We start from the raw sequence: 25,242 nt of genomic DNA on the forward strand, positions 1-25,242 counted from the left end.
CGGCGCGGCACCGCCTCTTGCCGGCGGCGCGAACGGGGCGTCTCCCCCGGCCCCGGCCGCGGGGAGGGAAGACTTCAGGCGTCCCCCACCTTATTGCCTCGGCCACGGCGTCCGGATGACCCGGTCCCGGGATGCGCCGCGGGTCAGGCGGGCCCGGGGCGGGGATGCGCCGCGGGTCAGGCGGGCCCGGGCCGCGTTCAGCCCGCGTCCGGCATGTCCCTCCCCGCGCCGGGGCCCTCCGGCCGGTCCTGGTCCGGGCGGGGCTGCGGGAGGACCGGCTGGAGGACCAGCATCCGCTCGACGAGGCGCAGGAACATCGCCACGTCCCGTATCAGGTCGTCCGCGTCCCGGCCGGTGGCCGCGTCCTGGATGCCGGCCTCGGCCCGGGCGCGACGGCGGGCACCGGAGGCGAACAGCGCACTCCACTCGGTCAGTTCGGGCGCGATCTCCGGGAGCACTTCCCAGGCGCTCCGGATCTTGGCCCGGCTCCGGGGCGAGGTCTCCGGGCGCCCCCGGGCGGCGAGCACCGCGGCGGCGGTGCGCAGGGCGGCGAGGTGGGCCGTGGCGTAGCGCTCGTTGGGCGTCTCCAGGGCGGTGGCCTCGTCGAGGCCGGCGCGGGCCTGGGCGAGCAGGTCGAGGGCGGCGGGAGGGGCCGAGGCCCGGCGCAGTACGGGGTGCACGTCGCTCGCCGGGCCGGTCAGTGAGGGGGCAGGGCCGGTGGCGCGGCGCCGACGGGCGGCTGCTGCGTGATAGCTGGCCATGACGAACCTCCTGTCGTCTGGGTGACGGCACGTCCGGTCACGGAGTGCCGTATGTGACCCATCGTGAGGTATGGCACTGACAATCCGTTCTGACCTGCTGTTTTGCTTCGCTCGTAGGTTCGGAGTAGTTTTTGCACTGACCAGTCAGTTCAAATTCAGGGGAGACCCATGGGGGAACAGGCGGGAGGGGTGCGGATCGTCGCCGACGGCCTCGGGATCAAGGGGCCACGGGGGTGGGCGGTCCGCGGGATCTCCGTCGACGCCGAGCCGGGTGCGCTCATCGCGGTCGAGGGCCCGTCCGGGTCCGGCCGTACGTGCCTGCTGCTCGCGCTGACGGGGCGGATGAAGGTCGCGGAGGGCACGGCCGCCGTGGGCGACGCGCGGCTGCCGAAGCAGATGGCGGCGGTGCGCGGCATCAGCGCGCTGGCGCACGTCCCGGGGGTCACCGACCTCGACCCGGCGCTGACCGTCGCCGAGCACCTGCGGGAACGGGCGCTGCTCCAGCGGCGGTTCGGCGCGTCACTGCGCGGACTGCTGCGGCCCCGCGGCGAGCGGGCGGCCGAGGCCGGGCGGCGAGTCGAGGCCGCGCTCGAGGGCGCCGGGCTCGACGTCGAGGCGCTGCCCAAGGGGCCGCGCACGGCCGTCCGGGACCTGGAGCGCCTGGAGGCACTGCGGCTGTCGGTGGCGCTCGCCCTCGTCGGCGGACCGCGGCTGCTCGGCATCGACGACACCGACCTCAAGCTCTCGGACGGTGAACGCGGGGAGGTCTGGGCGCTGCTCGGATCGCTGGCCGATGCCGGGACGACGGTCGTGGCGGTATGCAGCGAGGCTCCCGAGGGCGCCGTCAAGGTCTCCACCGCGCCGAGCCGCGAGGAGCCGCCCACCGAGGACGAGGCAGACCGGGCCGACGAGACCGATCAGGCCGACAGGACCGACGAGGCCACCGAGGCCGACCAGGCCGCCGACAAGACCGACCAGGGAGAGGGGAAGGCCGGTGCGCTCACCGAAACTGGCCGCGCTTGAGCTGCGCCGCTTCGGGCGGGGGAAGCTGCCGCGCGCCGCGCTGGTCGCGCTGCTGGTGCTGCCGCTGTTGTACGGCGCGCTGTACCTGTGGTCGTTCTGGGACCCGTACGGCCGTCTGGACAAGATCCCGGTGGCGCTGGTGAACGACGACAAGGGTGCGACCGCCGACGGAAAGAAGATCACGGCGGGCGACGACATCACGAAGGGCCTGCACGACAGCAAGACCTTCGACTGGCAGGAGGTGAGCGCCGCCGAGGCCCGCAGGGGCGTCGAGGACGGCAGCTACTACCTCTCGCTCACGCTGCCCGCCGACTTCAGCGAGCGGATCGCCTCCAGCTCCGGGAACACCCCGGAGACCGGCGCCCTCCAGGTGCGCACGAACGACGCGAACAACTACATCGTCGGGCAGATCTCCCGGACGGTCTTCAGCGAAGTGCGGCAGGCGGCGTCCACGAAGACGTCCCGGTCGTTCCTGGACAAGATCTTCGTGTCGTTCTCCGACATCCACGGCAAGACCGTGAAGGCGGCGAAGGGCGCCGACCGGCTCAACGGCGGCATCGGCAAGGCCGAGAAGGGCTCCAAGGACCTCGCCGACGGCCTGAAGGACGCCAAGGACGGCAGCGGCAAGCTCGCCACGGGCCTGAAGAAGCTCAACACCGGCGCGGGCGACCTGGAGGACGGTTCGAAACGGGTCGCCGAGGGCACGCAGAAGCTCGCCGACCGGGTCAACGGCACCGCCGACAAGGTGGGCCCCTTCCTGAAGGGCAACGAGAAGACCATCGGTGACACCGCCCAGTTGGTCGCCGACTCCTCCGGGGTGATCCGCAAGCACCTGGACACCTTGGTGAAGACGGCCCCGACCGCCGCCAAGGGCGCCCGCGCCGCGTCCGGCACGCTGACCGACGTCTACGCCCGGCGCTGCGACGATCCCGTCCTGCCCGACGCGGCCTGCTCCGACCTGAAGAAGGCCAAGGACGCCGCCGCCGACGTCACCACCATCGCGGACGACCTCAACACGCTGATCGCGGACCAGGACGGCGACCTGGACAAGCTCGACAAGAACCTCGCCACCCTCCAGAAGCAGTCACAGGCCCTCGCGAACCGCGCACCGCATCTTTCGGAGGACCTCACCGACGCCGTCAAGAAGATCAACAAGCTGAACGACGGGGCGGCCGAGGTCGCCGCCGGTGCGAAGAAGCTGCACAAGGGGATCGGCACGGCCAAGACCGGCGCCGTCGACCTGGACAAGGGCGTCGGCAAGCTGAAGACGGGCGCGGACGACCTCAACGGCGGCATCTTCAAGCTCGTCGACGGCTCCGGGGAGCTCGCCGGCGGCCTGCACGACGGGGCGAAGAAGATCCCCGACTACGACGAGCAGGACCGCGACCGGCGCACCGAGGTCATGGCCGACCCCGTGCGGCTCGCCTCGCACGACATGCACAAGGCGCCCAACTACGGCACCGGGTTCGCCCCGTACTTCATCCCGCTGTCCCTGTGGGTGGGCGCGATGGTGGCGTACATGCTGATCGCGCCCATGAACCGGCGCGCGCTCGCCGCGGGCGCCTCGGCGTGGCGGATCGCCCTGGCGGGCTGGCTGCCGGTGGTGGCGATCGGGGTGCTCCAGACCGTGGCGCTGATGTCGGTGCTGCACTGGGCCGTCGGCCTTCAGATGGCCCGAGCGGCCGGGACGGTGGGATTCCTGTTCCTGGTGACGGCGTGCTTCGCGGCGATCGTGCAGTGGCTGAACGCGCGCTTCGGGGCGGCGGGCCGGATCCTCGTCCTCGCGCTGCTGATGCTCCAGCTGACCTCGGCGGGCGGCACGTACCCCGTGCAGACCAGTCCCGGGTTCTTCAACGCGCTCCACCCGTTCCTGCCGATGAGCTACGTCGTCGAGGCCCTCAGGCGGCTCATCACCGGCGGTGGACTCGAACCGGTGTGGCACGCGTGCGTGGTGCTGACGGCGTTCACCGCGGGCGCGCTCGCGCTGACCGCCGTGGCGGCCCGCCGACGTCAGGTGTGGACGCTGGACCGGCTGCACCCGGAGCTGACCCTGTGAGCCCCACCGTCGCGTCCCCCGGAGAGGTTCCTGTGACAATCAGGGCCATGGAAAGCAGCAGTGCCGCGTCGGGCGGCAGCACGCGCCGCGAGGCCACCCGGCAAAAGCTCTACGAGGCGGCCGTCACGCTCATCGCCGAGCAGGGGTTCTCCGCGACCACCGTGGACGAGATCGCCGAGCGGGCCGGGGTCGCGAAGGGCACGGTCTACTACAACTTCGCGAGCAAGTCCGTCCTCTTCGAGGAACTGCTGCGGCACGGAGTGGGGCTGCTGACCGCCTCCCTGCGGGAAGCGGCCGATGGCACCGCGCGGGAGGGCGGCAGCAAGGTCGACGCCCTGGACGCGATGATCCGGGCGGGACTGGTCTTCATCGACCGCTACCCGGCCTTCACCCAGCTCTACGTGGCCGAACTGTGGCGCACCAACCGGACCTGGCAGTCCACGCTGATGGTGGTGAGGCAGCAGGCCGTCGCGGTGGTGGAGGACGTGCTGCGCGACGGCGTTGCGGGCGGTGAGTTCAGCGAGGAGATCGACATCCCGCTGACGGCGTCCGCGCTGGTCGGCATGGTCCTGGTGGCCGCCCTCGACTGGAAGTCCTTCCAGGCGGAACGCTCCCTGGACGACGTCCACGCGGCGCTGTCCCGGCTCCTCCAGGGGCGGGTCAGCGGCTGCCGCTGAGCGAACCCGCGCCGCACATGTGAAGGCGCCGGTCCGATACGGCCGCGTCCCCCGCGGGCCGCCTCGAACCGGCGCCTTCCGTGCTCCCCCGTGCGTCCCCCCGCACGACCCCCGTTCGGTCGTCCCCCGGTTTCCCCCGTGCCTCGCTCCCGCCGGCACCGCCGGCGGAAGGAGCGGATCGTGGGCCGGCTCCGTTCCGGCGCCCCGTGTCGCCGGTGCCGGAGCCGTGCCCCTCTCCGTGCCCCCACTCTCTCGTCCGCGCAGGTCGTCCCCCATCCGCGCGCGTACTCAACTCCACCACTAGGTACGCGTACTCAGGCCTGCGCACGGGGCCCCACGACGCTCCGTCGTCACCTGGTCACGATCGCCTCCGCGCCCGTACTCGCAGGACCGCGGGCCGGCGTTGTCGGTGGCGGCCGATAAAGTCGCCGGCATGGCACGGATTGCGGTGATCGGCGCAGGGATGGGCGCGCTGACGGCTGCCGCCCGGCTGGCCGTGGCGGGCCACCGGGTGGCGGTGTACGAGCGGACGGACACGTACGGCGGAGCGCTGCGCCGTTTCGAGCGCGAGGGGTTCTCCTTCGACACGGGCCCCGGTCTGCTGCCGCTGCCGGCCGTCTACCGCGACCTGTTCGTCAAGACGGGCAAGGAGCCACTGGAGTCCCGCGTCGAGCTGGTCCAGGTCGACCCGTCGTCCCGGCACGTGTTCGCGGACGGCACGGAGGTGTCGCTGCCGAACGCCTCACGCGCGGGCGTCGTGGCCGCCCTGGACGAGGCACTGGGCGCGGACGCCGGGAAGCGCTGGGGCGACGTCCTGGTCCGGGCCCGCGAGGCCTGGGACCGGACCCGCCGACCGCTGCTGGAGGAGCCCCTGTGGCCGAACTGGCAGGTGCTGGCCGAGCGTGAGCCCTACCCGTCGGTGCCCCACAAGCGGCTGCTGCGCACCCGCCGGGCCGCCACCCTCGCCGAGGTCGGCGCCTGGGAGCTGCGCGACCCCCGGCTCACGGCGCTCCTGGAGAGTCACGCCCTCGGCCACGGCCTGGATCCCCGGGTCACCCCGGCGAGCGCGGTCGTCCTGCCGTACATGGAGCACGCCTTCGGCACCTGGTACGTGCGCGGCGGCCTGCGCGAGCTGGCGCGGGCGGTGTACGAGCGGTGCCTGGACCGGAAGGTCGAGTTTCACTTCGGCGCCGACGTCACCGGTGTGCTGGAGAAGGACGGCCGGGCGTCGGGGGTGGAACTCGCCGACGGGTCGGTCGCGGAGGCGGACTTCGTGGTGGCCGGTGTCGCGCCGGGCGTCCTGGACCGGCTGACGGAGGGGACCCCGGTGCGGGGCGACGGCGAGGTGCCGCCACAGCCCGCCGCGGCCAGCCGGCTGACCGTGCTGCTCGCCCTGCGCGGCGCCCGCCCCGAGGGCACGGCACACCGCACGGTGGTCCATGCGCGCGACCGTGACGCGGAGCTGGACGCCCTCTTCGGCACGGCGGCGCGGGACCCGCACCCCACGGTCACGGTTCTGCGGCCCGACGACCCGCGACTCGCCCCGGAGGACCACGAGTCGGTCACCCTGACGACGGTGGTGCCCGCCCGGCTCGACCGGTCCGGCGACGACCTCACCGACGATGTGATCACCGTCGCCGAGCGGGCCGTCCCCGGCCTGCGAGAGCGCCTCCTGTGGCGCGAGGTGCGCACCCCGGCCGACTTCGCGGACGCGACGGGCGCGGAGGGCGGGGCGGTGCCCGTGCCGGCCCTGGCGGCGGCCGGCGGACGGCTGCTGCACCCGTCCAACAGCACGCGGGTGCCTGGTCTGTTCACCGTGGGCGGCTGGACCCACCCCGGCGGCGGACTGCCGCACGCGGGCATGTCGGGCGCGCTGGTCGCGGGACTGATCGTGGAGGGGCCGGAGTTCCGCGGCTCTCAGTGAGCGCGCCGTCCCGGCGTGGGCGGGGCTTCAGAAACGGTACTGCTCGTCGAAGCCGTTCCCCTGCGGCTGCTGCCCGCCGCCCTGGTACGGGTACGGCTGCTCCGGCGGCAGTTCCTGCCCGTACTCGTCGGTGTTGCGCTGCTGCGGGACCCACACCCCGCCGGGCGGGGTCTCGCCGCCGTAGGTGCCGGTGTACTGGTCCTGGGTGTAGCCCTGCTGGCCGTAGTACTGCTGGTCGCCGTACGTGGTGTCGTAGGAGCCCTGGCCGTAGTTCGAGGAGCCGATGTACGGGTCGGAGTAGGCGGCGTACTGCTGCTGGCCCGTGGCGTCATAGCCCTGCTGCTGGCCGTAACCGGAGTAGTCGTAGGAGTACGACTGGTCGGCCGCCTGGGCCGCGTGCTGGTCGTGGGCCTGCTGGCCCGCCCCCTGGTACCCGTTGTCGTAGACGCCGTAGGAGCCGGTGTCGTCGGGCATGGGCTGCGGCTCGTAGATGGCTGTGGTCTCGGCGGCCGTCGGGTCGTGGGCGGGGCGGGCGGGGGTGAAGACGTCGTCGCGGTCGTAGTCGTCGTCCTGGCCGTAGGCGGCGGGGTCGCGGCGGTAGGCGCCAGCGGCCTCCTCGTCGTGGCCCCCCTCGGCCTCCAGGCCGGAGACCTCGAGGGTCGGCTCCCGGCGGCCCCGCTCACCGCGGCGGCGCTTGCTGCCGCCCAGCGCGGGCGCGTTCATCGCCCAGCCGGCCGCGAAGCCGCTGCGGAACGACAGGGTGACGTACGTCTGCCCGACCGCGAAGGCGGCCGCGCCCAGTCCGATCACCACGACCGACGGGATCAGGACACCGACGACGACACCGAGGAACCCGACGAAGGCCAGCAGGCGCCAGCGCAGCCGCGCCTTGTACTGCAACAGCACCTCGCCCAGCAGCCACAGCGCGACGATGCCGAACGCGATGTAGAGGACCGCCCAGCCCATGTACGCCCCTCTCCCAGTGGCCGTTACGCAGTGTGTCGTATACCGGTGCGAACGGTCTAGGCCTGCGGTGAGTGGTGCAGGCCCAGGTTCTCGTAGATCTCGAGTGTCGCGGTGGAGTTGTTGAGCGTGATGAAGTGCAAGCCGGGCACGCCCTCGTCGAGCAGCCGCGCACAGAACTCCGTGGCGAATTCGATCCCAATGGAGCGTACAGCGGCCGGATCGTCTTTTGCTGTGAGGATCCGCTCTTTCAGGGCAGACGGGAACGCGGCGTTGGTGAGCGACCCGATCCGCTCCAGCGACTTCACGCTCGCGATCGGCATGATCTCGGGAATGATCGGGGTGTCGCAGCCCGCGGCCGAGACCCGGTCACGCAGCCGGAGGTAGTCCTCCGGCTGGAAGAACATCTGCGTGATGGCGTAGTCCGCGCCCGCCCGGCACTTGTCGACGAAGTGGCGGACGTCGGCGTCCCAGTCGGCGGAGCGCGGGTGCATCGCCGGGAAGGCGGCGACGCCCACGCAGAAGTCACCGGAGGCCTTGATCAGCTCGACGAGTTCGGCGGCGTAGGCCAGGCCCCGGGGGTGCGGCACCCAGTCGCCCATCGGGTCGCCGGGCGGGTCGCCGCGCAGGGCGAGCATGTTGCGGATCCCGGCGTCGGCGTACTGGCCGATGATGTTGCGCAGGTCGGCCACCGAGTGGTCGACCGCGGTGAGGTGGGCGATCGGGGTGAGGGTGGTGTCGGAGGCGATCGCCTCGGTCGCCTTGACCGTGCCCGCGCGGGTCGAACCGCCCGCGCCGTAGGTGACGGAGACGAAGTCGGGCGCCACGGCCTCGACCCGGCGCAGCGCGTTCCACAGGTTCCGCTCGCCCTTCGGGGTCTTGGGGGCGTAGAACTCGAACGAGTACGTCGTCTTGCCGGCCGCGAGCATGTCGCGGACGGTGCGAGCGTGGTCCGACCTGATGGATGCGGTGCCGAGGGCCATACCGGCAGGTTAGCCAGGGGCCGTCGGTCCCCCAACCGCAGGCCGACATTTGCCCGGATTGTCCGCCTGTTGTCCATCCCTTGGACAAACCGTCGTAACTACGCCTCCCGCAGCCGTTTGGCGAACTCGGCCGCCGCGGCCCCCGGGTCGTCGGCCTCGGTGATCGCCCGTACGACGACGACGCGCCGGGCCCCGGCCTCCACGACCTGGTCGAGGTTGGAGAGGTCGATGCCGCCGATGGCGAACCAGGGACGGTCGGTGCCGAGGGCGGCCGTGTACCGGACGAGGTCCAGGCCTGGCGCGTGACGGCCGGGCTTGGTCGGCGTCGGCCAGCACGGGCCGGTGCAGAAGTAGTCCACGCCCGGCTGGACGGCGGCCGCAGCGGCCTCGGACTCGGCGTGGGTGGAACGGCCGATCAGGACGTCGTCACCGAGGAGCGCGCGGGCCGCGGGGACCGGGAGGTCGCCCTGGCCGAGGTGCAGGACGTCGGCGCCGGCGGCGTGGGCGACGTCCGCCCGGTCGTTGACCGCGAGCAGCTTGCCGTGCCGGGCACAGGCGTCGGCGAAGACGGCCAGGTGCTCCAGCTCCTCACCGGCCTCCATGCCCTTGTCCCGCAGCTGCACGATGTCGACGCCGCCGGACAGCGCGGCGTCGAGGAAGTCCCCGAGGTCGCCCTGTCGCGTGCGCGCGTCGGTGCAGAGGTAGACGCGGGCGTCGGCGAGCCGGGCCCGTGCGGTGGCGGCTGCGGTGCCGGTCATGCGTGTCCCCCAGGGTGTCGGTGGTGTGCGGGTGCGGACGCGCCCGCGGATCGGTGGGTCCGCGGTGCCGGAGCACCCGCTGCGGGTGTACAGGTCCCGGGTGCCGGAGCACCCGCTGCCGGGTGTGCGGCTCCCGGGTGCCGGAGCACGTGGCTGCCGGGCGTGCGACGCGGGAGCACCCCTGTCCTGCCGCGAACGCCTCGGGCACCTTACGCCTGCCCCGGGCCCGGGTACGCCCGGCCGGAACGGGCGCGAGTCACCCCCGGGCCGTGACCTCTCGGGCCACGGCCCCACATCGGGCGGTTGTTCAGGTCCGGCCCCGCTCACACGGCACCGGACGGTTGTCCCGTCGCGGCCGGGTCAGACCGCGAGCGCCTGGGCGCGGCGCTTCACCTCCGTGCCGCGATTCTCGCTGAGCGCCTGCGCGGGGGTGCCGGGCAGGCTGTCGTCCGGGGTGAAGAGCCACTCCAGCATCTCTTCGTCCGTGAAGCCGTCGTCCCGCAGGAGCGTCAAGGTCCCGGACAGGCCCTTGACGACCTTGTCCCCGTCGATGAAGGCGGCGGGGACGTGCAGCGCGCGGTTCTCACCACGGCGTACGGCGATGAGCTGGCCGTCCTTGACCAGCTGCCGCACACGCGTCACCTCGACGCCGAACTGTTCGGCGATGTCGGGGAGGGTGAGCCAGGCGGGGACGAGAGCATCGATCTTTGCGTCAATCTCGGTCACGGAAACCAGCCTGCCATTTACCACTGACAGTCGGAAGTCGGCTCGGTCCGGCCGGGCTGCCGCGCCCCTCCCCGTCAGCGCCGCCCCGCGGCCCCGCGACGGCCCGGGCTGCCTACGCCGTGGCCGCCTTCAGGGGCCTGGCCGGATCCGTCAGCAGTACCGGATTCATCGGGACGCCCGACTCGATCAGGCGGCGGCCCTGCGCCAGATCCCGGGGCCGGCCGACCGCCAGCAGCGCGACCAGCCGCTCCCCGCGCAGCCAGCACACCGTCCAGGCCGGTCCGGAGGGGTCGCCCCGCCACAGGGTCGTGTCCGCGTCCGCGTGGTGCCCGGCGTACTGGACGAACCGCCCGAACTGCTCGGACCAGAAGTACGGCACCGGGTCGTACACCGCCGGCGCCTCCCCCGCGACCCGGCCGACGATGTTCCGGGCCACCGTGCGCGGCCCCTGGAGGGCGTTGTCCCAGTGGTGGACCAGCAGACGCTCGCCGTAGCGCCCGGAGGGGAAGGAGGCGCAGTCGCCGACCGCGTACACGTCCACAGCGGTGGAGCGCAGATGTTCGTCGGCCACGATCTCGCCCTGGGTGCCCAGCTCGATCCCGGAGCCGGCCAGCCAGGCCGTGGCGGGGCGGGCGCCGATGCCGACGACGACCGCGTCCGCGGGCAGCCGCGAGCCGTCGTCGAGGAAAACGGCACCGGGCTCCACGTGCGCCACACGCGCGTGCGTCCGCAGGACCGCGCCCGCGTCGGCGTACCAGCCGGCCATCGGGGCGGCGACCTCGGCGGGCAGTGCCCCGGCGAGCGGCCGTTCGGCGGCCTCGACGACGGTCACCGCGCAGCCCGCCTCGCGCGCGGCCGTGGCGAACTCCGCGCCGATCCAGCCCGCGCCGACGACCACGATGTCGTGCCGGCGGGCCAGCACCGGCCGCAGCCGCTCGGCGTCGTCCAGGGTGCGCAGCAGATGCACGCCGGGCACGCCCTCCGCGCCCGGCAGCCGGACCGGTTCGGCGCCGGTCGCGACGACCAGGACGTCGTAGGGCACGGGCCCGTCCTCGGTGTCGAGCTCGTGGTCGGCGGGGCGCAGGCCCAGTACCTCGCAGCCGAGCCGCAGTTCGATGCCGAGGGCTTCGAAGTCGACGTCGAAGGCGGAGCCCTCGGACTTGCCGAGCAGGACGGCCTTGGACAACGGGGGCCGGTCGTAGGGCTGGTGGGGCTCGGCGCCGATCAGGATCACGTCCCCGGCGAAGCCCTGCTCGCGCAGGGCGACGGCGGTCTGCACCCCGGCCATGCCCGCGCCCGCCACGACGACGCGCCGCGGCGCGGACGAACCTGGTTGCTGCGTCTGCTCGCTCACCTGATCACCATAGACACCTGACACATTGTCAGTCAGTGCTCATGCGCCGTGACCTGCTCCACAACGCTCGTGCCGTCGCCCCGCTGGGACTCCCACTCCCAGGTCTCCTCCAGCCGCACCCGCCCGTCGGGCAGCTCCACGACCGTCGAGACGCAGTGCCCCGAGGACGTGGTCCCGTCCCGCTTGAGCTGGACGTACCGGAAGTCCAGCCGGTCACCCTCACGGGTACCCACGAGATGCCCGCGTACGACGTCGCCGCCCGTGTACTCGGCCCAGATCTCGCCCTGCCGTTCGTGGTACGTGAACCGGGTGCGGGTGCCCACCTGACCGGGTGCCTGGTCGGCGACCGGGGCGAGGACGAGACCGTCGAGGGATCGGGCCATGGACGGAGGCTCCCTTACTGCGAGCTACGGCATCGGGCTAGGGTGGCCAACGTAAAGCACTCGCGGGAGCCCGGACGCACCGGGCTGAGAGGGAGGCTGGCGGCCTCCGACCGTACGAACCTGATCCGGGTCATGCCGGCGAAGGGAGGGGCTGGACGCCCATGTCGCCTACGTCCACATCCACATCCACATCCACACCCGCGTCGTCAGACGTCCTCGTCATCGGGGGCGGGATCATCGGCCTGGTCACGGCCTGGCGGTCCGCGCAACGCGGGTTCACCACCGCCCTCGTGGACCCCGAGCCCGGCGGCGGAGCCGCACAGGTGGCGGCCGGCATGCTGGCCGCCGTCACGGAACTGCACTACGGCGAGCAGACCCTGCTCGGCCTGAACCTCGCCTCGGCCCGCCGCTACCCGGACTTCGCCGCCGAGCTCACCGAGCTGACCGGCCAGGACCTCGGCTACCGCCGCTGCGGCACGCTCGCCGTGGCCCTGGACGCCGACGACCGGGCCCACCTGCGTGAACTGCACGCCCTGCAACAGCAGTCGGGCCTGGAGTCGCAGTGGCTGTCGGGGCGCGAGTGCCGGCGCCTGGAGCCGATGCTCGCGCCGGGCGTGCGCGGCGGACTGCGGGTCGACGGCGATCACCAGATCGACCCGCGACGGCTGGCCGGGGCGCTGGTCGTCGCCTGCGAGCGGGCGGGCGTGGTCTTCCACCGGACGTGGGCGGAGCGGCTGACCGTCGTCCGGGACCGGGCCACGGGTGTCGTCCTGGCCGACGGGAGCGAGGTGGCCGCCGGGCAGGTGGTGCTCGCCGGGGGCAGTCTCAGCGGGCGGCTCGCGGGCGTCCCGCAGGACGTGCTGCCTCCCGTGCGGCCGGTGAAGGGTCAGGTCCTGCGGCTGACCATGCCGCGGCGGCACGGGCCGTTCCTGAACCGGACCGTGCGCGCGGTCGTGCGCGGCAGCCACGTCTACCTGGTGCCGCGCGCGAGCGGCGAGCTCGTCGTCGGGGCGACCAGCGAGGAGCTGGGCTGGGACACCACCGTGACCGCGGGCGGCGTGTACGAGCTGCTGCGGGACGCGCACGAGCTGGTCCCGGGCATCACCGAGCTGCCGCTCACCGAGACCCGGGCCGGCCTGCGGCCCGGCTCCCCCGACAACGCGCCGCTGCTGGGCCCGACCGGTCTGGAGGGGCTGCTGCTGGCCACCGGCCACTACCGCAACGGCGTCCTGCTCACGCCCGTGACCGGCGACGCCATGGCGCACGTCCTGGCGACGGGCGAACTCCCCGAGGAGGCGCGCCCCTTCACGCCGAAGCGCTTCAGTCCCGCCACCGCACTCTCGGAGCAGCCCGCATGAACATCTCCGTCAACGGGGAGCCCCGGGACGTCCGGCCCGGCACGGCTCTCGACACCGTCGTGAGGTCGCTCACCGCCTCGCCCTCGGGCGTGGCCGCCGCCCTCAACGAAACCGTCGTCCCGCGCACGCAGTGGCCGGCCACGCCCCTGACCGAGGGAGACCGCGTGGAAGTCCTCACCGCCGTCCAAGGAGGCTGACCATGGCCGACGATCCGTTCGTCCTCGGTGGTACGTCGTTCACCTCCCGTCTGATCATGGGCACGGGCGGGGCGCCCAGCCTGGATGTGCTGGAGCGGTCGCTCGTCGCCTCGGGGACGGAGCTGACGACCGTCGCGATGCGCCGGGTGAACGCCTCGGTGCACGGCTCGGTGCTGTCCGTCCTGGACCGGCTCGGCATCCGGGTGCTGCCCAACACGGCGGGCTGCTTCACCGCCGGCGAGGCCGTCCTCACGGCCCGTCTCGCGCGCGAGGCCCTCGGAACCGACCTGGTCAAGCTGGAGGTCATCGCCGACGAGCGCACGCTGCTGCCGGACCCGATCGAGACGCTGGAGGCGGCCGAGACCCTGGTCGACGACGGGTTCACGGTGCTGCCGTACACCAACGACGACCCGGTGCTGGCCCGGCGGCTGGAGGACGTGGGCTGCGCGGCGATCATGCCGCTGGGTTCGCCGATCGGCTCCGGGCTGGGGATCCGCAACCCGCACAACTTCCAGCTGATCGTGGAGCACGCGCGCGTGCCGGTGATCCTGGACGCGGGCGCGGGCACGGCCTCGGACGCGGCGCTGGCGATGGAGCTGGGGTGCGCGGGTGTGATGCTCGCCTCGGCGGTGACGCGGGCGCAGGAGCCGGTGCTGATGGCCGCCGCCATGAGGAACGGGGTGGAGGCCGGGCGGTTGGCGTATCGGGCCGGGCGTATCCCTCGGCGGCATTTCGCGGAGGCGTCTTCGCCGTCGGAGGGAATGGCCGCCCTGGACCCCGAGCGGCCCGCTTTCCAGTAGGGGCTCGTCCACACGTCACAGGTCGGCTGCAGTCGCGCCCCGAAAACGGGCGGGGCGGGAGAGCTGTCGGTGTCGGCTCGTACACTCGCCTGCGTGGACACGACCCTTCAGGACCCCTTGGTCGGGCAGGTGCTCGACGGCCGGTATCGCATCGATTCGCGGATCGCGGTCGGCGGGATGGCCACGGTCTACCGGGCCGTGGACACCCGGCTCGACCGGATCCTCGCGCTCAAGGTGATGCACCCCTCGCTCGCGGTCGACGCCTCGTTCGTCGAGCGGTTCATCCGCGAGGCGAAGTCCGTGGCCCGGCTGGCCCACCCGAACGTGGTGCAGGTCTTCGACCAGGGCAACGACGGCTCGTACGTGTACCTGGCGATGGAGTACGTGGCGGGCTGCACCCTGCGGGACGTGCTGCGCGAGCGCGGCGCCCTGCAGCCGCGGGCCGCGCTGGACATCCTGGAGCCGGTGCTGGCCGCGCTGGGCGCCGCGCATCGCGCCGGGTTCGTGCACCGCGACATGAAGCCCGAGAACGTCCTGATAGGGGACGACGGCCGGGTGAAGGTCGCCGACTTCGGGCTCGTCCGGGCCGTGGACACGGTGACGAACACCACCGGCACCGTCCTCGGCACGGTCTCGTACCTCGCCCCGGAGCAGATAGAGGACGGCACCGCCGATCCCCGCGTCGACGTGTACGCGTGCGGCGTGATGCTGTACGAGATGCTGACCGGCGACAAGCCGCACGACGGGGACTCCCCCGCCGTGATCCTCTACAAGCACCTGCACGAGGACGTGCCCCCGCCCTCGGCGGCCGTGCCCGGCATGGCGTACGAGCTGGACGAGCTGGTCGCCTCGGCGACGGCCCGCACCCCGGCCGTCCGCCCGTACGACGCGGTGGCGCTGCTCGCGCAGGTCCGTGACGGACGCGGCCGGCTGAGCGAGGACCAGCTGGACGCGGTGCCGCCGCAGGCACTCGCCGTGGAGCATGACAACGGCGACGACCGGACGACGGTGATCCCGCGCGCCCTGACCACGCCGCGCCCGCTGCCGGTCAACGAGGACGACGAGGCCTCCGGAGCCGCCCTCGACCGCACCAGCCGCTTCGCGTCCCCGCCGCCGCCCCCGCCGAGCCGGCGCCGCTCGGGCTCCCGGCGCGGCCCGGCGGCGATCGTCGTCGCCGTCCTGCTCGTGCTCGGCCTCGGCGCCGGCATCTGGTACATCAACTCCGGCCAGTTCACCGAGGTCCCGCCGCTGCTGGCGAAGACCCAGGAGCAGGCCGAGGACCGGCTGCAGGACGCCGGTCTCGAGCTCGGCAAGGTGAAGCACGCCTACAGCGACACCGTGGAGCGCGGCCAGATCATCAGCAGCGACCCGAAGGCCGGGGCGCGCATCCGCGGCAACGACGCGGTGGGCATCACCGTCTCCGACGGGCCCGAGACCGTGCGGGTGCCCGCCCTGGCCGGCCGGAAGCTGGACAAGGCGCGGAGCCTGCTGAAGGAGGACGGGCTGGAGCCGGGCATGGTCACCCGGGAGTTCAGCGAGGACGTGCCGCGCGGCTCGGTGATCACCGCGCGCCCGGCGGACGGCACGAAGGTGCGCGCGGGCACGGGTGTCGCGCTGGTCGTCAGCAAGGGCGCCCGCATCGACATCCCCGACGTCACCGGCTCCGACGAGGCCGACGCGAGGTCCGAGCTGACGGAGGCCGGCCTCAAGGTGAAGATCGCCACCGAGCGGGTCACCTCCTCCGAGTACGACAAGGGCCAGGTCGTCCGGCAGACACCGAAGTCCGGCGGCGCGGCGGCCGAGGGCGACACCGTGACGCTGACGCTGTCCAAGGGCCCCGAGATGATCGAGGTCCCGGACGTGGTCGGCGACAGCGTCGACGACGCCAGGCAGGCGCTGGAGGGCGCCGGGTTCGAGGTCGACGAGGACCGCGGGCTGTTCGGCATCTTCGGCGACGAGGTCAAGAGCCAGTCCGTCGAGGGCGGTCGCACCGCGCCCAAGGGCTCGACGATCACCATCAAGATCAGGTGACGACGGCGGGCGGGAGCCCGTGGACGGGGCAGGGCCGGACGCATGACACCCTGAACGGGTGAACAGTCAGCTGTCCGGCGCCTCCCGCAACCCGGTGGGCGGCCACGTCCCCGTGGCCGGTGGGCTCCACTCCGTAGGCCTGTCGTACGCCCGTGACCTGAAGGCGGAGGCCGTCCAGGTCTTCGTCGCCAACCCGCGCGGCTGGGCCACGCCGACCGGAAACCCCAAGCAGGACGAGGCGTTCCGCGCGGTGTGCGCGGCCGAGTCGGTCCCGGCCTATGTGCACGCCCCCTACCTGATCAACTTCGGCTCGCACACCGAGGCGACCGTGGAGCGGTCGGTGGAGTCGCTGCGGCACTCGCTGCGGCGCGGGCGGGAGATCGGAGCGCTGGGCGTGGTCGTGCACACCGGCAGCGCGACCGGCGGCCGGGAGCGGTCGGTGGCGCTGAAGCAGGTGCGGGAACACCTGCTGCCGCTGCTGGACGAGCTGACCCACGACGACGACCCGTTCCTGCTGCTGGAGTCGACCGCGGGCCAGGGCGCCTCCCTGTGCTCGCGGACGTGGGACTTCGGCCCGTACTTCGAGGCGCTGGACGCCCACCCGATGCTCGGCGTGTGCCTGGACACCTGCCACATCTTCGCGGCCGGGCACGACCTGACCGGCCCCGCCGGCATGCACCAGACGCTGGACCTGCTGGTGGACACGGTCGGCGAGGGCCGGCTGAAGCTGATCCACGCCAACGACTCCAAGGACGTGGTGGGTGCCCACAAGGACCGGCACGAGAACATCGGCGTCGGCCACATCGGCGAGGACCCGTTCCGGGCCCTGATGACGCACCCCGCGACCGAGGGCGTGCCGCTGATCATCGAGACGCCGGGCGGCAAGCAGGGGCACGCGGCCGACGTGGAACGGCTGAAGAAGCTGCGCGACGGCTGAGCCCGCCGACCACGACCGAGCCCGTCGGCGACGCCTGGGTCCGTCAGAGGTCGGGCCCGTCCCCGGGCAGCTCCTGGTACGAGTAGCGCTGCTCCTGCCAGGGGTCGCCGATGTTGTGGTAGCCCCGCTCCTCCCAGAACCCACGCCGGTCGGCGGTCATGTACTCCACGCCGCGCACCCACTTGGGGCCCTTCCAGGCGTAGAGGTGGGGAACGATCAGGCGCAGGGGGAAACCGTGCTCGGCGGTGAGCAGCTCACCGTCCTTGTGGGTGGCGAAGAGGACCTGCTCGCCGGCGAAGTCGGCGAGCCGGAGGTTGGAGCTGAATCCGTACTCGGCCCACACCATCACATGGGTGACGTCGTCCGCGGGCGGGGCGAGGTCGAGGAGCGTGCGCGCGGGGATTCCGCCCCACTCGGCACCCAGCATGCTGAACTTCGTGACGCAGTGCAGATCGGCCACGACGGTGGTGTGGGGCAGGGCCGTGAACTCCTCGTGGGTCCAGCAGTACTTGCCGCCGTCGGCGGTGGCGCCGAAGACCCGGAACTCCCAGCGCTCGGGCCGGAACTTGGGAACGGGGCCGTAGTGCGTGACCGGCCAGCCGCGTTGCAACCGCTGCCCCGGGGGCAGGTCGGGTTGCGTCGCTCCTGCTGGATCGCGCCCTTCTCCCGATTCGTGTTCCAGCGGCTGACCCATGACTCCATCCTGACAGACCCCGGGCGATGCCCCTGACCGGGCCCACTCCGAAAGGGGACAAACTCAACTAAGCACGCCCTTACTTACTAAGTGGAGACTTACTGGACGATCTTCTTCCCCAGTGGAATCATGCGGCGCAACCTGCCAGTTCCCCCGCGTGGAAGGAGCCTCTGCGATGCAGGGCGACCCCGAGGTCCTCGAATTCCTCAACGAGCAGTTGACCGGCGAGCTGACGGCGATCAACCAGTACTGGCTGCACTACCGGATCCAGGACAACAACGGCTGGACCAAGCTCGCCAAGTACACGCGTGAAGAGTCCATCGATGAGATGAAGCACGCGGACAAGATCACCGAGCGCATCCTCATGCTGGACGGCCTGCCGAACTACCAGCGACTTTTCCACGTACGGGTCGGCCAGACGGTCACCGAGATGTTCCAGGCGGACCGGCAGGTCGAGGTCGAGGCGATCGACCGGCTCAAGCGCGGCATCGAGGTGATGCGCACCAAGGGCGACATCACGTCGGCGAACCTCTTCGAGTCGATCCTCGAGGACGAGGAGCACCACATCGACTATCTGGACACGCAGCTGGAGCTGATCGACAAGCTCGGCGAGGCGCTGTACATCGCGCAGCAGATCGAGCAGCCGAGCTAGCCGGGGTCCGGCGGCGTCAGGCGGCGTCTTCGAGGTCCGAGAGCACCGGCCGGCCCTCGTCGGCCAGGTCGCGGCGAGGGCAGGCTCCCCTGCCCAGGATCGACTGGATGCGGCGCACACAGGACCCGCAGTCCGTGCCCGCCTTGCAGGCGGAGGCTATCTGGCGGGGGGTACAGGCGCCGCCGTCCGCGTGCTGCTTGACCTGCTGCTCGGTGATCCCGAAGCAACTGCAGACGTACACGCGGTTCACCTCCCGACGGGTCGTTCTCGGATGCGCCGTCCCCGTTGATCGGTGAGGCTAACCTAACCTTACCCGCCGGGTCCGGAGCACAAAAGTGGAGAGGGGCGCGGATCGTGTGATCCGCGCCCCAGTCCATGCTCCGGTAACAGCGGACCCGTTACTGGTCCCTGTACATCTCGGCCACGAGGAACGCCAGGTCGAGCGACTGGCTGCGGTTGAGCCGCGGGTCGCAGGCCGTCTCGTAGCGCTGGTGCAGGTCGTCGACGAAGATCTCGTCGCCGCCGCCCACGCACTCGGTGACGTCGTCGCCGGTGAGCTCCACGTGGATGCCGCCCGGGTGGGTGCCGAGGGCCTTGTGGACCTCGAAGAAGCCCTTGACCTCGTCGAGCACGTCGTCGAAGCGGCGGGTCTTGTGCCCGGAGGCCGCCTCGTAGGTGTTGCCGTGCATCGGGTCGGTGATCCAGGCGACGGTGGCACCGGAGGCGGTGACCTTCTCGACCAGTTCCGGGAGCTTGTCGCGGACCTTGTCGGCGCCCATGCGGACGATGAAGGTCAGTCGGCCCGGCTCGCGGTCCGGGTCGAGACGGTCGATGTACTGGAGCGCGTCCTCGGCCGTCGTCGTCGGACCCAGCTTGATGCCGATCGGGTTGCGGATCTTCGAGGCGAACTCGATGTGCGCGTGGTCCAGCTGCCGGGTGCGCTCACCGATCCACACCATGTGCCCGGAGACGTCGTACAGCTGCCCCGTGCGCGAGTCGACCCTGGTCAGCGCGGACTCGTAGTCGAGCAGCAGCGCCTCGTGCGAGGCGAAGAACTCGACCGTCTTGAACTCCTCCGGGTCGGTCCCGCAGGCGTGCATGAAGTTCAGCGCGTTGTCGATCTCGCGCGCCAGCTGCTCGTAGCGCTGACCCGACGGGGACGACTTCACGAAGTCCTGGTTCCAGGCGTGCACCTGACGCAGGTCGGCGTAACCGCCGGTGGTGAAGGCGCGCACCAGGTTCAGCGTGGAGGCGGACGCGTGGTACATCCGCTTCAGCCGCTCGGGGTCCGGGACGCGCGCGGCCTCGGTGAAGTCGAAGCCGTTGACGGAGTCGCCGCGGTACGTCGGCAGCGTCACGCCGTCGCGGGTCTCGGTCGGCTTGGAGCGCGGCTTGGAGTACTGGCCGGCGATCCGGCCGACCTTCACGACCGGCACGGACGCGGCGTACGTGAGCACGGCGCCCATCTGGAGCAGCGTCTTCAGCTTGTTGCGGATGTGGTCGGCGGACACCGCGTCGAAGGCCTCGGCGCAGTCGCCGCCCTGGAGGAGGAACGCCTCTCCCTTGGCGACGGACGCCATCCGGGCGCGCAGCTGGTCGCACTCGCCCGCGAAGACGAGCGGCGGATACGACTCGAGCTCCGCAACGACTGCGCGCAGAGCCTCGGTGTCGGGGTACTCGGGCTGCTGCGCCGCGGGCAGGTTTCGCCAGGTGTTGCCAGCACTCGCGCTGGTCTTAGCGTTCACGGTCACGACCTCAACACTACGGGGTCGGGTCGGACGTCCAGACCCATGCCCAGCAAGTGAGACACCCCGTACGCCCCTCGGACGTGGGGTAGGGTGCGTCGCATGTTCGCGCATTCGACCCAGACCTGGTGGTGGACCGCTCATCCGGCGGCCCGCTGACTGCGCGTACTCACGACTTCGCGAAGGCCGCCCGAGGGGCGGCCTTCGGCGTTTCCCGGGGTCCGTTCCTCTCTCACCGAGATGGAGTACGGACCCATGAACCTGCTCGGCTTGCTGGACGACCCCCGTCCGTTCGCCCTGCTGCGCCGCCGCACCCCGGGCCACGACCAGGATCTGGTCGAGGTCCTGGTCGGCCCGGTCGCCCCGCACGACCGCCTCGCCGACCTGCCCGACCGGAGCCTCGCGCTGGTGCCCTTCCGGCAGATCCGTGAGCGTGGCTTCGACGTCCGCGACGACGGCACGCCCCTGCTGGCCCTCACACCCGAGGAGTCGTACGGCGTTCCGCTGGCCGAGGCCCTGGAGCAGCTCCCGGCGCACGACGTGCGCGTCGAGGACGGCGGCTTCGATGTCGCCGACGAGGAGTACGGCGAGATCGTCGGACGTGTGCTGCGCGAGGAGATCGGGCGGGGCGAGGGCGCGAACTTCGTGATCCGGCGGACGTACGAGGGCGAGATCCCGGGGTTCGGGCGGGCCGACGCGCTGGCGCTGTTCCGGCGGCTGCTGGAGGGCGAGCGGGGTGCGTACTGGACGTTCGTCGTGCACACCGGAGATCAAGAAGGGCCCGAAGGGCCTTCCTTGGAAGGGCGGGGGCGGGAGACGGGTGGGCGCACGCTGGTCGGGGCCAGCCCCGAGGTGCATGTGCGGATGTCCGGCGGCACGGTCGTCATGAACCCGATCAGCGGCACCTACCGCTACCCCGCCGAGGGGCCCACCCCCGAGCACCTGCTCGGTTTCCTCGCCGACGGCAAGGAGATCGAGGAGCTGTCGATGGTCGTCGACGAGGAGCTCAAGATGATGTGCACCGTCGGTGACATGGGCGGGGTCGTGGTCGGGCCCCGGCTGAAGGAGATGGCGCACCTCGCGCACACCGAGTACGAACTGCGCGGCCGGTCCTCGATGGACGTGCGGGAGGTGCTGAAGGAGACCATGTTCGCGGCGACCGTCACCGGCTCGCCGGTGCAGAACGCCTGCCGGGTGATCGAGCGGCACGAGAGCGGCGGGCGCGGGTACTACGCCGGGGCTCTGGCCCTGATCGGCCGGGATCCGGGCGGGTCCCAGACCCTCGACTCCCCCATCCTGATCCGCACCGCCGACATCTCCGCCGACGGGCATCTGCGGGTGCCGGTCGGCGCGACCCTCGTGCGCGGCTCGGACCCGGCGGGCGAGGTGGCCGAGACGCACGCCAAGGCGGCGGGTGTGCTGGCGGCGCTGGGCGTACGGCCGTCACGGCCGCGTACGGAACACACGCGGGAACGCCTCGCGGACGACCCTCGCGTGCGGGCCGCGCTGGACGGACGCCGGGCCTCGCTGGCCCCCTTCTGGCTGCGCATGCAGGAGCCCGCGGCGGAACTGGCCGGACACGCCCTGGTCGTGGACGGCGAGGACACCTTCACGGCGATGCTCGCGCACGTGCTGCGCTCCAGCGGCCTGGAGGTGTCCGTGCGGCGGTACGACGAGGACGGGCTCCGGGAGGCGGTGCTCGCGCACGAGGGGCCCGTCGTGCTCGGCCCGGGGCCCGGGGACCCGGCCGATCTCACCGATCCGAAGATGCGGTTCCTGCGCTCGCTGACCGCCGAGGTGATCCGCGGCGAGAACCACGGCGTGCTCGGCGTCTGCCTCGGGCACGAGCTGATCGCGGCCGAGCTGGGGCTGGACATCGTGCGGAAGGACGTGCCGTACCAGGGGGCGCAGACGGAGATCGATCTGTTCGGGCGGCGGGAGACCGTCGGCTTCTACAACAGCTTCGTGGCGCGTTGCGACGACGAGGTGGCCAAGGAGCTGGCCGCGCACGGTGTCGAGCTCAGCAGGGCCACGGGCGGGGAGGTGCATGCCGTGCGCGGGCCGGGGTTCGCCGGTGTGCAGTTCCACCCGGAGTCGATCCTGACGCTGAACGGCACGGCTGTCGTGCGGGAGTTGATGGGTCGGTTGCGCAACACGACCGTGTAGCCGTCCGGGGGCCGTCGCCCCCGGACACCCGCGTCCCGGTCAGCCGAAGAACACCCCGACCTCCTCGTACAGCGCCGGGTCCACCGTCTTCAGGCGGGCCGTGGCGTCCGCGATGGGGACGCGGACGATGTCCGTGCCGCGCAGGGCGACCATCCGGCCGAAGTCGCGGTCGCGGACGCAGTCGATGGCGTGCAGCCCGAAGCGGGTGGCGAGCCAGCGGTCGAAGGCGCTGGGGGTGCCGCCGCGCTGGACATGCCCGAGGACGGTCGTGCGGGACTCCTTGCCCGTGCGCTTCTCGATCTCCTTGGCGAGCCACTCCCCGACCCCGGACAGCCGGACGTGCCCGAAGGAGTCCAGCGACTGGTCCTTGAGGACCATGTCGCCGTCCTTGGGCATGGCTCCCTCGGCGACGACGACGATCGGCGCGTACGACGCCCGGAAGCGGGAGGTCACCCAGGCGCACACCTGCTCGACGTCGAAGCGCTGCTCGGGAATGAGGATGACGTTGGCGCCGCCGGCCAGGCCCGAGTGGAGGGCGATCCAGCCGGAGTGCCGGCCCATCACCTCGACGACCAGGACGCGCATGTGGGACTCGGCGGTGGTGTGCAGCCGGTCGATGGCCTCGGTCGCGATGCCGACGGCGGTGTCGAAGCCGAAGGTGTAGTCGGTGGCGGACAGGTCGTTGTCGATCGTCTTGGGTACGCCCACGCAGGGCACGCCGTGCTCGTCGGACAGCCGGGCGGCCACACCCAGGGTGTCCTCGCCGCCGATGGCGATGAGCGCCTCGACCTCGAGACCGGCGAGGGTCTCCTTGATCCGGCGGATGCCGTTCTCCACTTTCAGCGGGTTGGTCCGCGAGGAGCCGAGAATGGTGCCGCCGCGAGGCAGGATGCCGCGCACGGCGGGGATGTCGAGACGGACGGTGTCGCCCTCCATGGGTCCTCGCCAGCCGTCCCGGAAGCCGGTGAAGTCATAGCCGTACTCCTGCACGCCCTTGCGGACGATGGCCCGGATGACGGCGTTGAGGCCGGGGCAGTCGCCGCCTCCGGTCAGTACTCCGACGCGCATGGAACAGTCCCTTCGCCGCAGGTGCCTGACGAAGGGTCAGTGTGACGTGCGCCTCACTCGTCGTCGAGCCCGCGCTCTATCGCGTACCTGACGAGTTCCACGCGGTTGTGCAACTGGAGCTTGCCGAGCGTGTTCTGGACGTGGTTCTGCACCGTGCGGTGGGAGATGACCAGGCGTTCGGCGATCTGCTTGTAGCTCAGGCCCTTGGCGACCAGGCGCAGCACCTCGGTCTCGCGGTCGGTGAGTCGCGGCGCCTTGGGTTCGCCGGTGTCTGGGGCGGGGCCCGGTTCGGAAGCCAGGCGGCGGTACTCGCCGAGGACCAGTCCGGCGAGGCCGGGGGTGAAGACCGGGTCGCCGACGGCCGTGCGGCGGACCGCGTCCTGGAGTTCCCCGGTGGAGGCGGACTTGAGCAGATAGCCGGTCGCGCCGGACTTCACGGCCTCCAGGACGTCGGCGTGCTCACCGCTCGCGGACAGCACGAGGACGCGCAGGGCGGGGTTCGCGGCGACCACCTCCTTGCAGACCTGGACGCCGGGCTTGGCGGGCAGGTTCAGGTCGAGCACGAGGACGTCGGGTGCGGCTGCCTTGGCGCGGCGTACGGCCTGGTCGCCGTCGCCGGCGGTGGCGACGACCTCGAAGCCCGACTCGGCGAGGTCGCGGGCGACGGCGTCGCGCCACATGGGGTGGTCGTCGACGACCATGACCTTGATCGGGCCCTGCCGGTCTCCGCTGGTCTGCGTCATCGCCGCTCCGCCTTCCCCCGTGTGTCCGCCACGTCCTTCGGTACCTTCAGCTCGACCTCCGTGCCCTGGCCGGGCACCGAGATCAGTTCCGCGCTGCCGCCCAGGTCGCGCAGCCGGCCGCGGATCGACAGGGCGACGCCGAGCCGTCCCTCGCCCTCGGCCTGGAGGAGCCGCCCCTCCGGGATGCCGGGTCCGTCGTCCCGGACGGTGACGATCACCTCGTCCGGCTCGTCCTCGACCAGGATCCACGCGCGTGCGTCCTCACCGGCGTGCCGGCGGACGTTGTCCAGGGCCGCTCCGACGGCGGCGGCCACCTCCCGGGCGGCGGCCGGGGCCAGCGGCACGGGCGCGCCGGGCTCGGCGAGGCTGACCATGGCGCCCGCGTACGGCGCGAGCAGGGCGCGCAGGTCGACGGGGCCGCCCGGCTCCGGCTCCTCCTCGACGGCCCGGACGACGGCGCCCTCGGCGGCGTCCTCCGAGACCCGCGACACCGGGACGAGCCCGCCGGAGACCAGGGTGCGCAGCGCGACCTCCTGCTCACCGGCCATCCGGCCCAGCTCGGCCGCCTCTCCCCCGATCACGGCCCCGCGGCGCTGCACCATCGCCAGCACCTGGAGCACGCTGTCGTGGATGTCCCGGGCGAGGCGTTCCCGCTCGCGCGTCGCGGCCTCGATCTCCAGGGCGCGGGCGAGGGTGCGCTCGGAGGCGCGGGCGACCTCGACGACGTAGCCGATGGCGACGGAGGCGATGCAGACCAGGATGACGTTGTGGACGGTGTCGCGGGCCGGGCTGCCGCGCTCGACCAGGTTGGCGACGGCCACCAGACAGGAGGCGAGGGCCGCCCAGCGCCAGCCGCCCTTGAGGGCGAAGGCCAGGACGGAACCGGCGGTCCATATCGACGGCAGGGTCGGGCCGCCCGCCTGGACCCGCTCGTGCGCGTCGGCGACGGTCGTGAGCACGATGCCGGTGACGGCGATGGTGAGGTCGGCGGCGAGGAACCGCTTGGTGCAGCGGGCGGCGTTCGCGACCCGGGGCAAGGTGGCCAGGGTCCAGCCGCACAGCACGGCGTAGTAGGCGACAGCGACCCAGGGGCGGACGAACTCGTCGTAGGCGGTGGCGAACAGGCCGACCGCGTACAGCATCGTGAGCACCCGGTAGGCGGTGAGCGCACGCCACAGCGGCTGCTCGACCGACATCCTCATGACACGCTCGCGCTTGGCCATCTCCCCCTGCCCCCCCGGCG

Annotated in this window: 25 protein-coding genes and 1 riboswitch; of the genes, 12 read left to right on the forward strand and 13 right to left on the reverse strand. The window is 72.2% G+C overall.

What is annotated here, in order from left to right; translation table 11 throughout:
- Window positions 1-197: 197 nt before the first annotated feature.
- Window positions 198-761, reverse strand: coding sequence for an SAV_6107 family HEPN domain-containing protein (locus QOL88_RS10180; protein WP_097216122.1), 564 nt, complete (start codon window positions 759-761; stop codon window positions 198-200).
- A 168-nt stretch (window positions 762-929) separates the two neighbouring features.
- Between QOL88_RS10180 and QOL88_RS10185 the strand changes: the two genes are divergently transcribed.
- The 4 genes from QOL88_RS10185 (at window position 930) to QOL88_RS10200 (ending at window position 6,441) form a co-directional block, all read left to right on the forward strand.
- A complete protein-coding gene (locus QOL88_RS10185) occupies window positions 930-1,784 on the forward strand; it encodes an ATP-binding cassette domain-containing protein (protein WP_097216123.1) in 855 nt (284 codons plus the stop codon).
- Window positions 1,756-3,840, forward strand: a complete 2,085-nt coding sequence (locus tag QOL88_RS10190) for a YhgE/Pip domain-containing protein (RefSeq protein ID WP_097216124.1) — start codon at window positions 1,756-1,758, stop codon at window positions 3,838-3,840. Before QOL88_RS10185 ends, QOL88_RS10190 begins: the two co-directional genes overlap by 29 nt.
- A gap of 47 nt (window positions 3,841-3,887) precedes the next feature.
- Entirely contained in the window at window positions 3,888-4,517 is a 630-nt protein-coding gene (locus tag QOL88_RS10195) for a TetR/AcrR family transcriptional regulator (protein WP_097216125.1), read from the forward strand.
- A gap of 433 nt (window positions 4,518-4,950) precedes the next feature.
- Entirely contained in the window at window positions 4,951-6,441 is a 1,491-nt protein-coding gene (locus QOL88_RS10200) for a phytoene desaturase family protein (RefSeq protein ID WP_097216126.1), read from the forward strand.
- Window positions 6,442-6,468: 27 nt separating this feature from the next.
- On the opposite strand, the gene QOL88_RS10205 is transcribed toward QOL88_RS10200, so the two are convergent.
- The 6 genes from QOL88_RS10205 to QOL88_RS10230 form a co-directional block, all read right to left on the reverse strand.
- Complete coding sequence (locus QOL88_RS10205; RefSeq protein ID WP_097216127.1) at window positions 6,469-7,407, reverse strand: SCO2102 family sporulation regulator; 939 nt, start codon at window positions 7,405-7,407, stop codon at window positions 6,469-6,471.
- Window positions 7,408-7,463: 56 nt separating this feature from the next.
- A complete protein-coding gene (gene metF / locus QOL88_RS10210; RefSeq protein WP_097216128.1) occupies window positions 7,464-8,387 on the reverse strand; it encodes a methylenetetrahydrofolate reductase [NAD(P)H] in 924 nt (307 codons plus the stop codon).
- A 98-nt stretch (window positions 8,388-8,485) separates the two neighbouring features.
- Entirely contained in the window at window positions 8,486-9,145 is a 660-nt protein-coding gene (gene thiE / locus QOL88_RS10215; protein ID WP_097216129.1) for a thiamine phosphate synthase, read from the reverse strand.
- 360 nt (window positions 9,146-9,505) lie between these two features.
- Entirely contained in the window at window positions 9,506-9,871 is a 366-nt protein-coding gene (locus QOL88_RS10220; RefSeq protein WP_030848153.1) for an Rv2175c family DNA-binding protein, read from the reverse strand.
- A gap of 112 nt (window positions 9,872-9,983) precedes the next feature.
- Window positions 9,984-11,225: an NAD(P)/FAD-dependent oxidoreductase gene (locus QOL88_RS10225; RefSeq protein ID WP_097216130.1), complete on the reverse strand. Its 1,242-nt coding sequence runs from the start codon at window positions 11,223-11,225 to the stop codon at window positions 9,984-9,986.
- Between the two features lie 32 nt (window positions 11,226-11,257).
- Complete coding sequence (locus QOL88_RS10230) at window positions 11,258-11,608, reverse strand: avidin-fold protein (RefSeq protein WP_031112823.1); 351 nt, start codon at window positions 11,606-11,608, stop codon at window positions 11,258-11,260.
- A gap of 52 nt (window positions 11,609-11,660) precedes the next feature.
- A riboswitch (TPP riboswitch) is annotated at window positions 11,661-11,772 on the forward strand.
- On the opposite strand from QOL88_RS10230, the gene thiO reads away from it, so the two are divergent.
- The 5 genes from thiO (at window position 11,770) to QOL88_RS10255 (ending at window position 16,931) form a co-directional block, all read left to right on the forward strand.
- Window positions 11,770-12,966 (forward strand): glycine oxidase ThiO, encoded by a 1,197-nt coding sequence (thiO, locus tag QOL88_RS10235; RefSeq protein WP_097216131.1) that lies wholly within the window; start codon window positions 11,770-11,772, stop codon window positions 12,964-12,966. (Overlaps the previous riboswitch by 3 nt.)
- Window positions 12,963-13,163 carry a sulfur carrier protein ThiS gene (thiS, locus tag QOL88_RS10240; RefSeq protein ID WP_097216132.1) on the forward strand — a complete coding sequence of 67 codons (201 nt, stop codon included), beginning with the start codon at window positions 12,963-12,965 and terminating at the stop codon, window positions 13,161-13,163. Before thiO ends, thiS begins: the two co-directional genes overlap by 4 nt.
- A gap of 2 nt (window positions 13,164-13,165) precedes the next feature.
- Window positions 13,166-13,963, forward strand: coding sequence for a thiazole synthase (locus QOL88_RS10245; protein WP_097216133.1), 798 nt, complete (start codon window positions 13,166-13,168; stop codon window positions 13,961-13,963).
- A 93-nt stretch (window positions 13,964-14,056) separates the two neighbouring features.
- Window positions 14,057-15,994 (forward strand): Stk1 family PASTA domain-containing Ser/Thr kinase, encoded by a 1,938-nt coding sequence (pknB, locus tag QOL88_RS10250; RefSeq protein ID WP_179878822.1) that lies wholly within the window; start codon window positions 14,057-14,059, stop codon window positions 15,992-15,994.
- A gap of 58 nt (window positions 15,995-16,052) precedes the next feature.
- Entirely contained in the window at window positions 16,053-16,931 is an 879-nt protein-coding gene (locus tag QOL88_RS10255; RefSeq protein WP_097216135.1) for a deoxyribonuclease IV, read from the forward strand.
- A gap of 43 nt (window positions 16,932-16,974) precedes the next feature.
- Here the strand turns inward: QOL88_RS10255 and QOL88_RS10260 are convergent, their stop codons facing one another.
- Window positions 16,975-17,625: a sulfite oxidase-like oxidoreductase gene (locus tag QOL88_RS10260; protein ID WP_097216136.1), complete on the reverse strand. Its 651-nt coding sequence runs from the start codon at window positions 17,623-17,625 to the stop codon at window positions 16,975-16,977.
- Window positions 17,626-17,800: 175 nt separating this feature from the next.
- Here QOL88_RS10260 and bfr point away from each other — a divergent pair, with 175 nt between their 5' ends.
- Entirely contained in the window at window positions 17,801-18,277 is a 477-nt protein-coding gene (gene bfr / locus QOL88_RS10265; protein ID WP_097216137.1) for a bacterioferritin, read from the forward strand.
- A gap of 16 nt (window positions 18,278-18,293) precedes the next feature.
- On the opposite strand, the gene QOL88_RS10270 is transcribed toward bfr, so the two are convergent.
- Window positions 18,294-18,518, reverse strand: a complete 225-nt coding sequence (locus QOL88_RS10270) for a (2Fe-2S)-binding protein (RefSeq protein ID WP_179878823.1) — start codon at window positions 18,516-18,518, stop codon at window positions 18,294-18,296.
- A 157-nt stretch (window positions 18,519-18,675) separates the two neighbouring features.
- Window positions 18,676-20,028: a class II 3-deoxy-7-phosphoheptulonate synthase gene (locus tag QOL88_RS10275; protein ID WP_097216139.1), complete on the reverse strand. Its 1,353-nt coding sequence runs from the start codon at window positions 20,026-20,028 to the stop codon at window positions 18,676-18,678.
- 96 nt (window positions 20,029-20,124) lie between these two features.
- Between QOL88_RS10275 and QOL88_RS38815 the strand changes: the two genes are divergently transcribed.
- Together QOL88_RS38815 and QOL88_RS10280 are read left to right on the forward strand one after the other, a co-directional pair.
- Window positions 20,125-20,181: a trp operon leader peptide gene (locus QOL88_RS38815; RefSeq protein WP_078625594.1), complete on the forward strand. Its 57-nt coding sequence runs from the start codon at window positions 20,125-20,127 to the stop codon at window positions 20,179-20,181.
- A gap of 96 nt (window positions 20,182-20,277) precedes the next feature.
- Window positions 20,278-22,188 (forward strand): anthranilate synthase family protein, encoded by a 1,911-nt coding sequence (locus tag QOL88_RS10280; RefSeq protein WP_283445886.1) that lies wholly within the window; start codon window positions 20,278-20,280, stop codon window positions 22,186-22,188.
- A gap of 39 nt (window positions 22,189-22,227) precedes the next feature.
- Here QOL88_RS10280 and QOL88_RS10285 read toward each other — a convergent pair whose 3' ends face one another.
- Genes QOL88_RS10285 through macS form a run of 3 tightly spaced genes read right to left on the reverse strand, consistent with a single transcriptional unit; the run spans window position 22,228 to window position 25,222 of the window.
- A complete protein-coding gene (locus QOL88_RS10285) occupies window positions 22,228-23,256 on the reverse strand; it encodes a 6-phosphofructokinase (RefSeq protein ID WP_097216140.1) in 1,029 nt (342 codons plus the stop codon).
- A gap of 53 nt (window positions 23,257-23,309) precedes the next feature.
- Window positions 23,310-23,999 carry a response regulator gene (locus QOL88_RS10290; RefSeq protein WP_097216141.1) on the reverse strand — a complete coding sequence of 230 codons (690 nt, stop codon included), beginning with the start codon at window positions 23,997-23,999 and terminating at the stop codon, window positions 23,310-23,312.
- The gene (gene macS, locus QOL88_RS10295; RefSeq protein ID WP_097216142.1) at window positions 23,996-25,222 is read right to left on the reverse strand and encodes a MacS family sensor histidine kinase; all 1,227 of its coding nucleotides are present in this window, start codon (window positions 25,220-25,222) and stop codon (window positions 23,996-23,998) included. Before macS ends, QOL88_RS10290 begins: the two co-directional genes overlap by 4 nt.
- Window positions 25,223-25,242 lie beyond the last annotated feature (20 nt).

It is taken from the genome of Streptomyces sp. Ag82_O1-12 (assembly GCF_900182715.1).
Classification (GTDB): Bacteria; Actinomycetota; Actinomycetes; order Streptomycetales; family Streptomycetaceae; genus Streptomyces; species Streptomyces massasporeus.

Coding starts and splice junctions, on each gene's coding strand:
- QOL88_RS10180 (WP_097216122.1), bottom strand. CDS start 761: ATGGCCAGCTATCACGCAGCAGCCGCCCGTCGGCGCCGCGCCACCGGC.
- QOL88_RS10185 (WP_097216123.1), top strand. CDS start 930: ATGGGGGAACAGGCGGGAGGGGTGCGGATCGTCGCCGACGGCCTCGGG.
- QOL88_RS10195 (WP_097216125.1), top strand. CDS start 3,888: ATGGAAAGCAGCAGTGCCGCGTCGGGCGGCAGCACGCGCCGCGAGGCC.
- QOL88_RS10200 (WP_097216126.1), top strand. CDS start 4,951: ATGGCACGGATTGCGGTGATCGGCGCAGGGATGGGCGCGCTGACGGCT.
- QOL88_RS10205 (WP_097216127.1), bottom strand. CDS start 7,407: ATGGGCTGGGCGGTCCTCTACATCGCGTTCGGCATCGTCGCGCTGTGG.
- metF (WP_097216128.1), bottom strand. CDS start 8,387: ATGGCCCTCGGCACCGCATCCATCAGGTCGGACCACGCTCGCACCGTC.
- thiE (WP_097216129.1), bottom strand. CDS start 9,145: ATGACCGGCACCGCAGCCGCCACCGCACGGGCCCGGCTCGCCGACGCC.
- QOL88_RS10230 (WP_031112823.1), bottom strand. CDS start 11,608: ATGGCCCGATCCCTCGACGGTCTCGTCCTCGCCCCGGTCGCCGACCAG.
- thiO (WP_097216131.1), top strand. CDS start 11,770: ATGTCGCCTACGTCCACATCCACATCCACATCCACACCCGCGTCGTCA.
- thiS (WP_097216132.1), top strand. CDS start 12,963: ATGAACATCTCCGTCAACGGGGAGCCCCGGGACGTCCGGCCCGGCACG.
- QOL88_RS10245 (WP_097216133.1), top strand. CDS start 13,166: ATGGCCGACGATCCGTTCGTCCTCGGTGGTACGTCGTTCACCTCCCGT.
- QOL88_RS10260 (WP_097216136.1), bottom strand. CDS start 17,625: ATGGGTCAGCCGCTGGAACACGAATCGGGAGAAGGGCGCGATCCAGCA.
- bfr (WP_097216137.1), top strand. CDS start 17,801: ATGCAGGGCGACCCCGAGGTCCTCGAATTCCTCAACGAGCAGTTGACC.
- QOL88_RS10280 (WP_283445886.1), top strand. CDS start 20,278: ATGAACCTGCTCGGCTTGCTGGACGACCCCCGTCCGTTCGCCCTGCTG.
- QOL88_RS10285 (WP_097216140.1), bottom strand. CDS start 23,256: ATGCGCGTCGGAGTACTGACCGGAGGCGGCGACTGCCCCGGCCTCAAC.
- QOL88_RS10290 (WP_097216141.1), bottom strand. CDS start 23,999: ATGACGCAGACCAGCGGAGACCGGCAGGGCCCGATCAAGGTCATGGTC.
- macS (WP_097216142.1), bottom strand. CDS start 25,222: ATGGCCAAGCGCGAGCGTGTCATGAGGATGTCGGTCGAGCAGCCGCTG.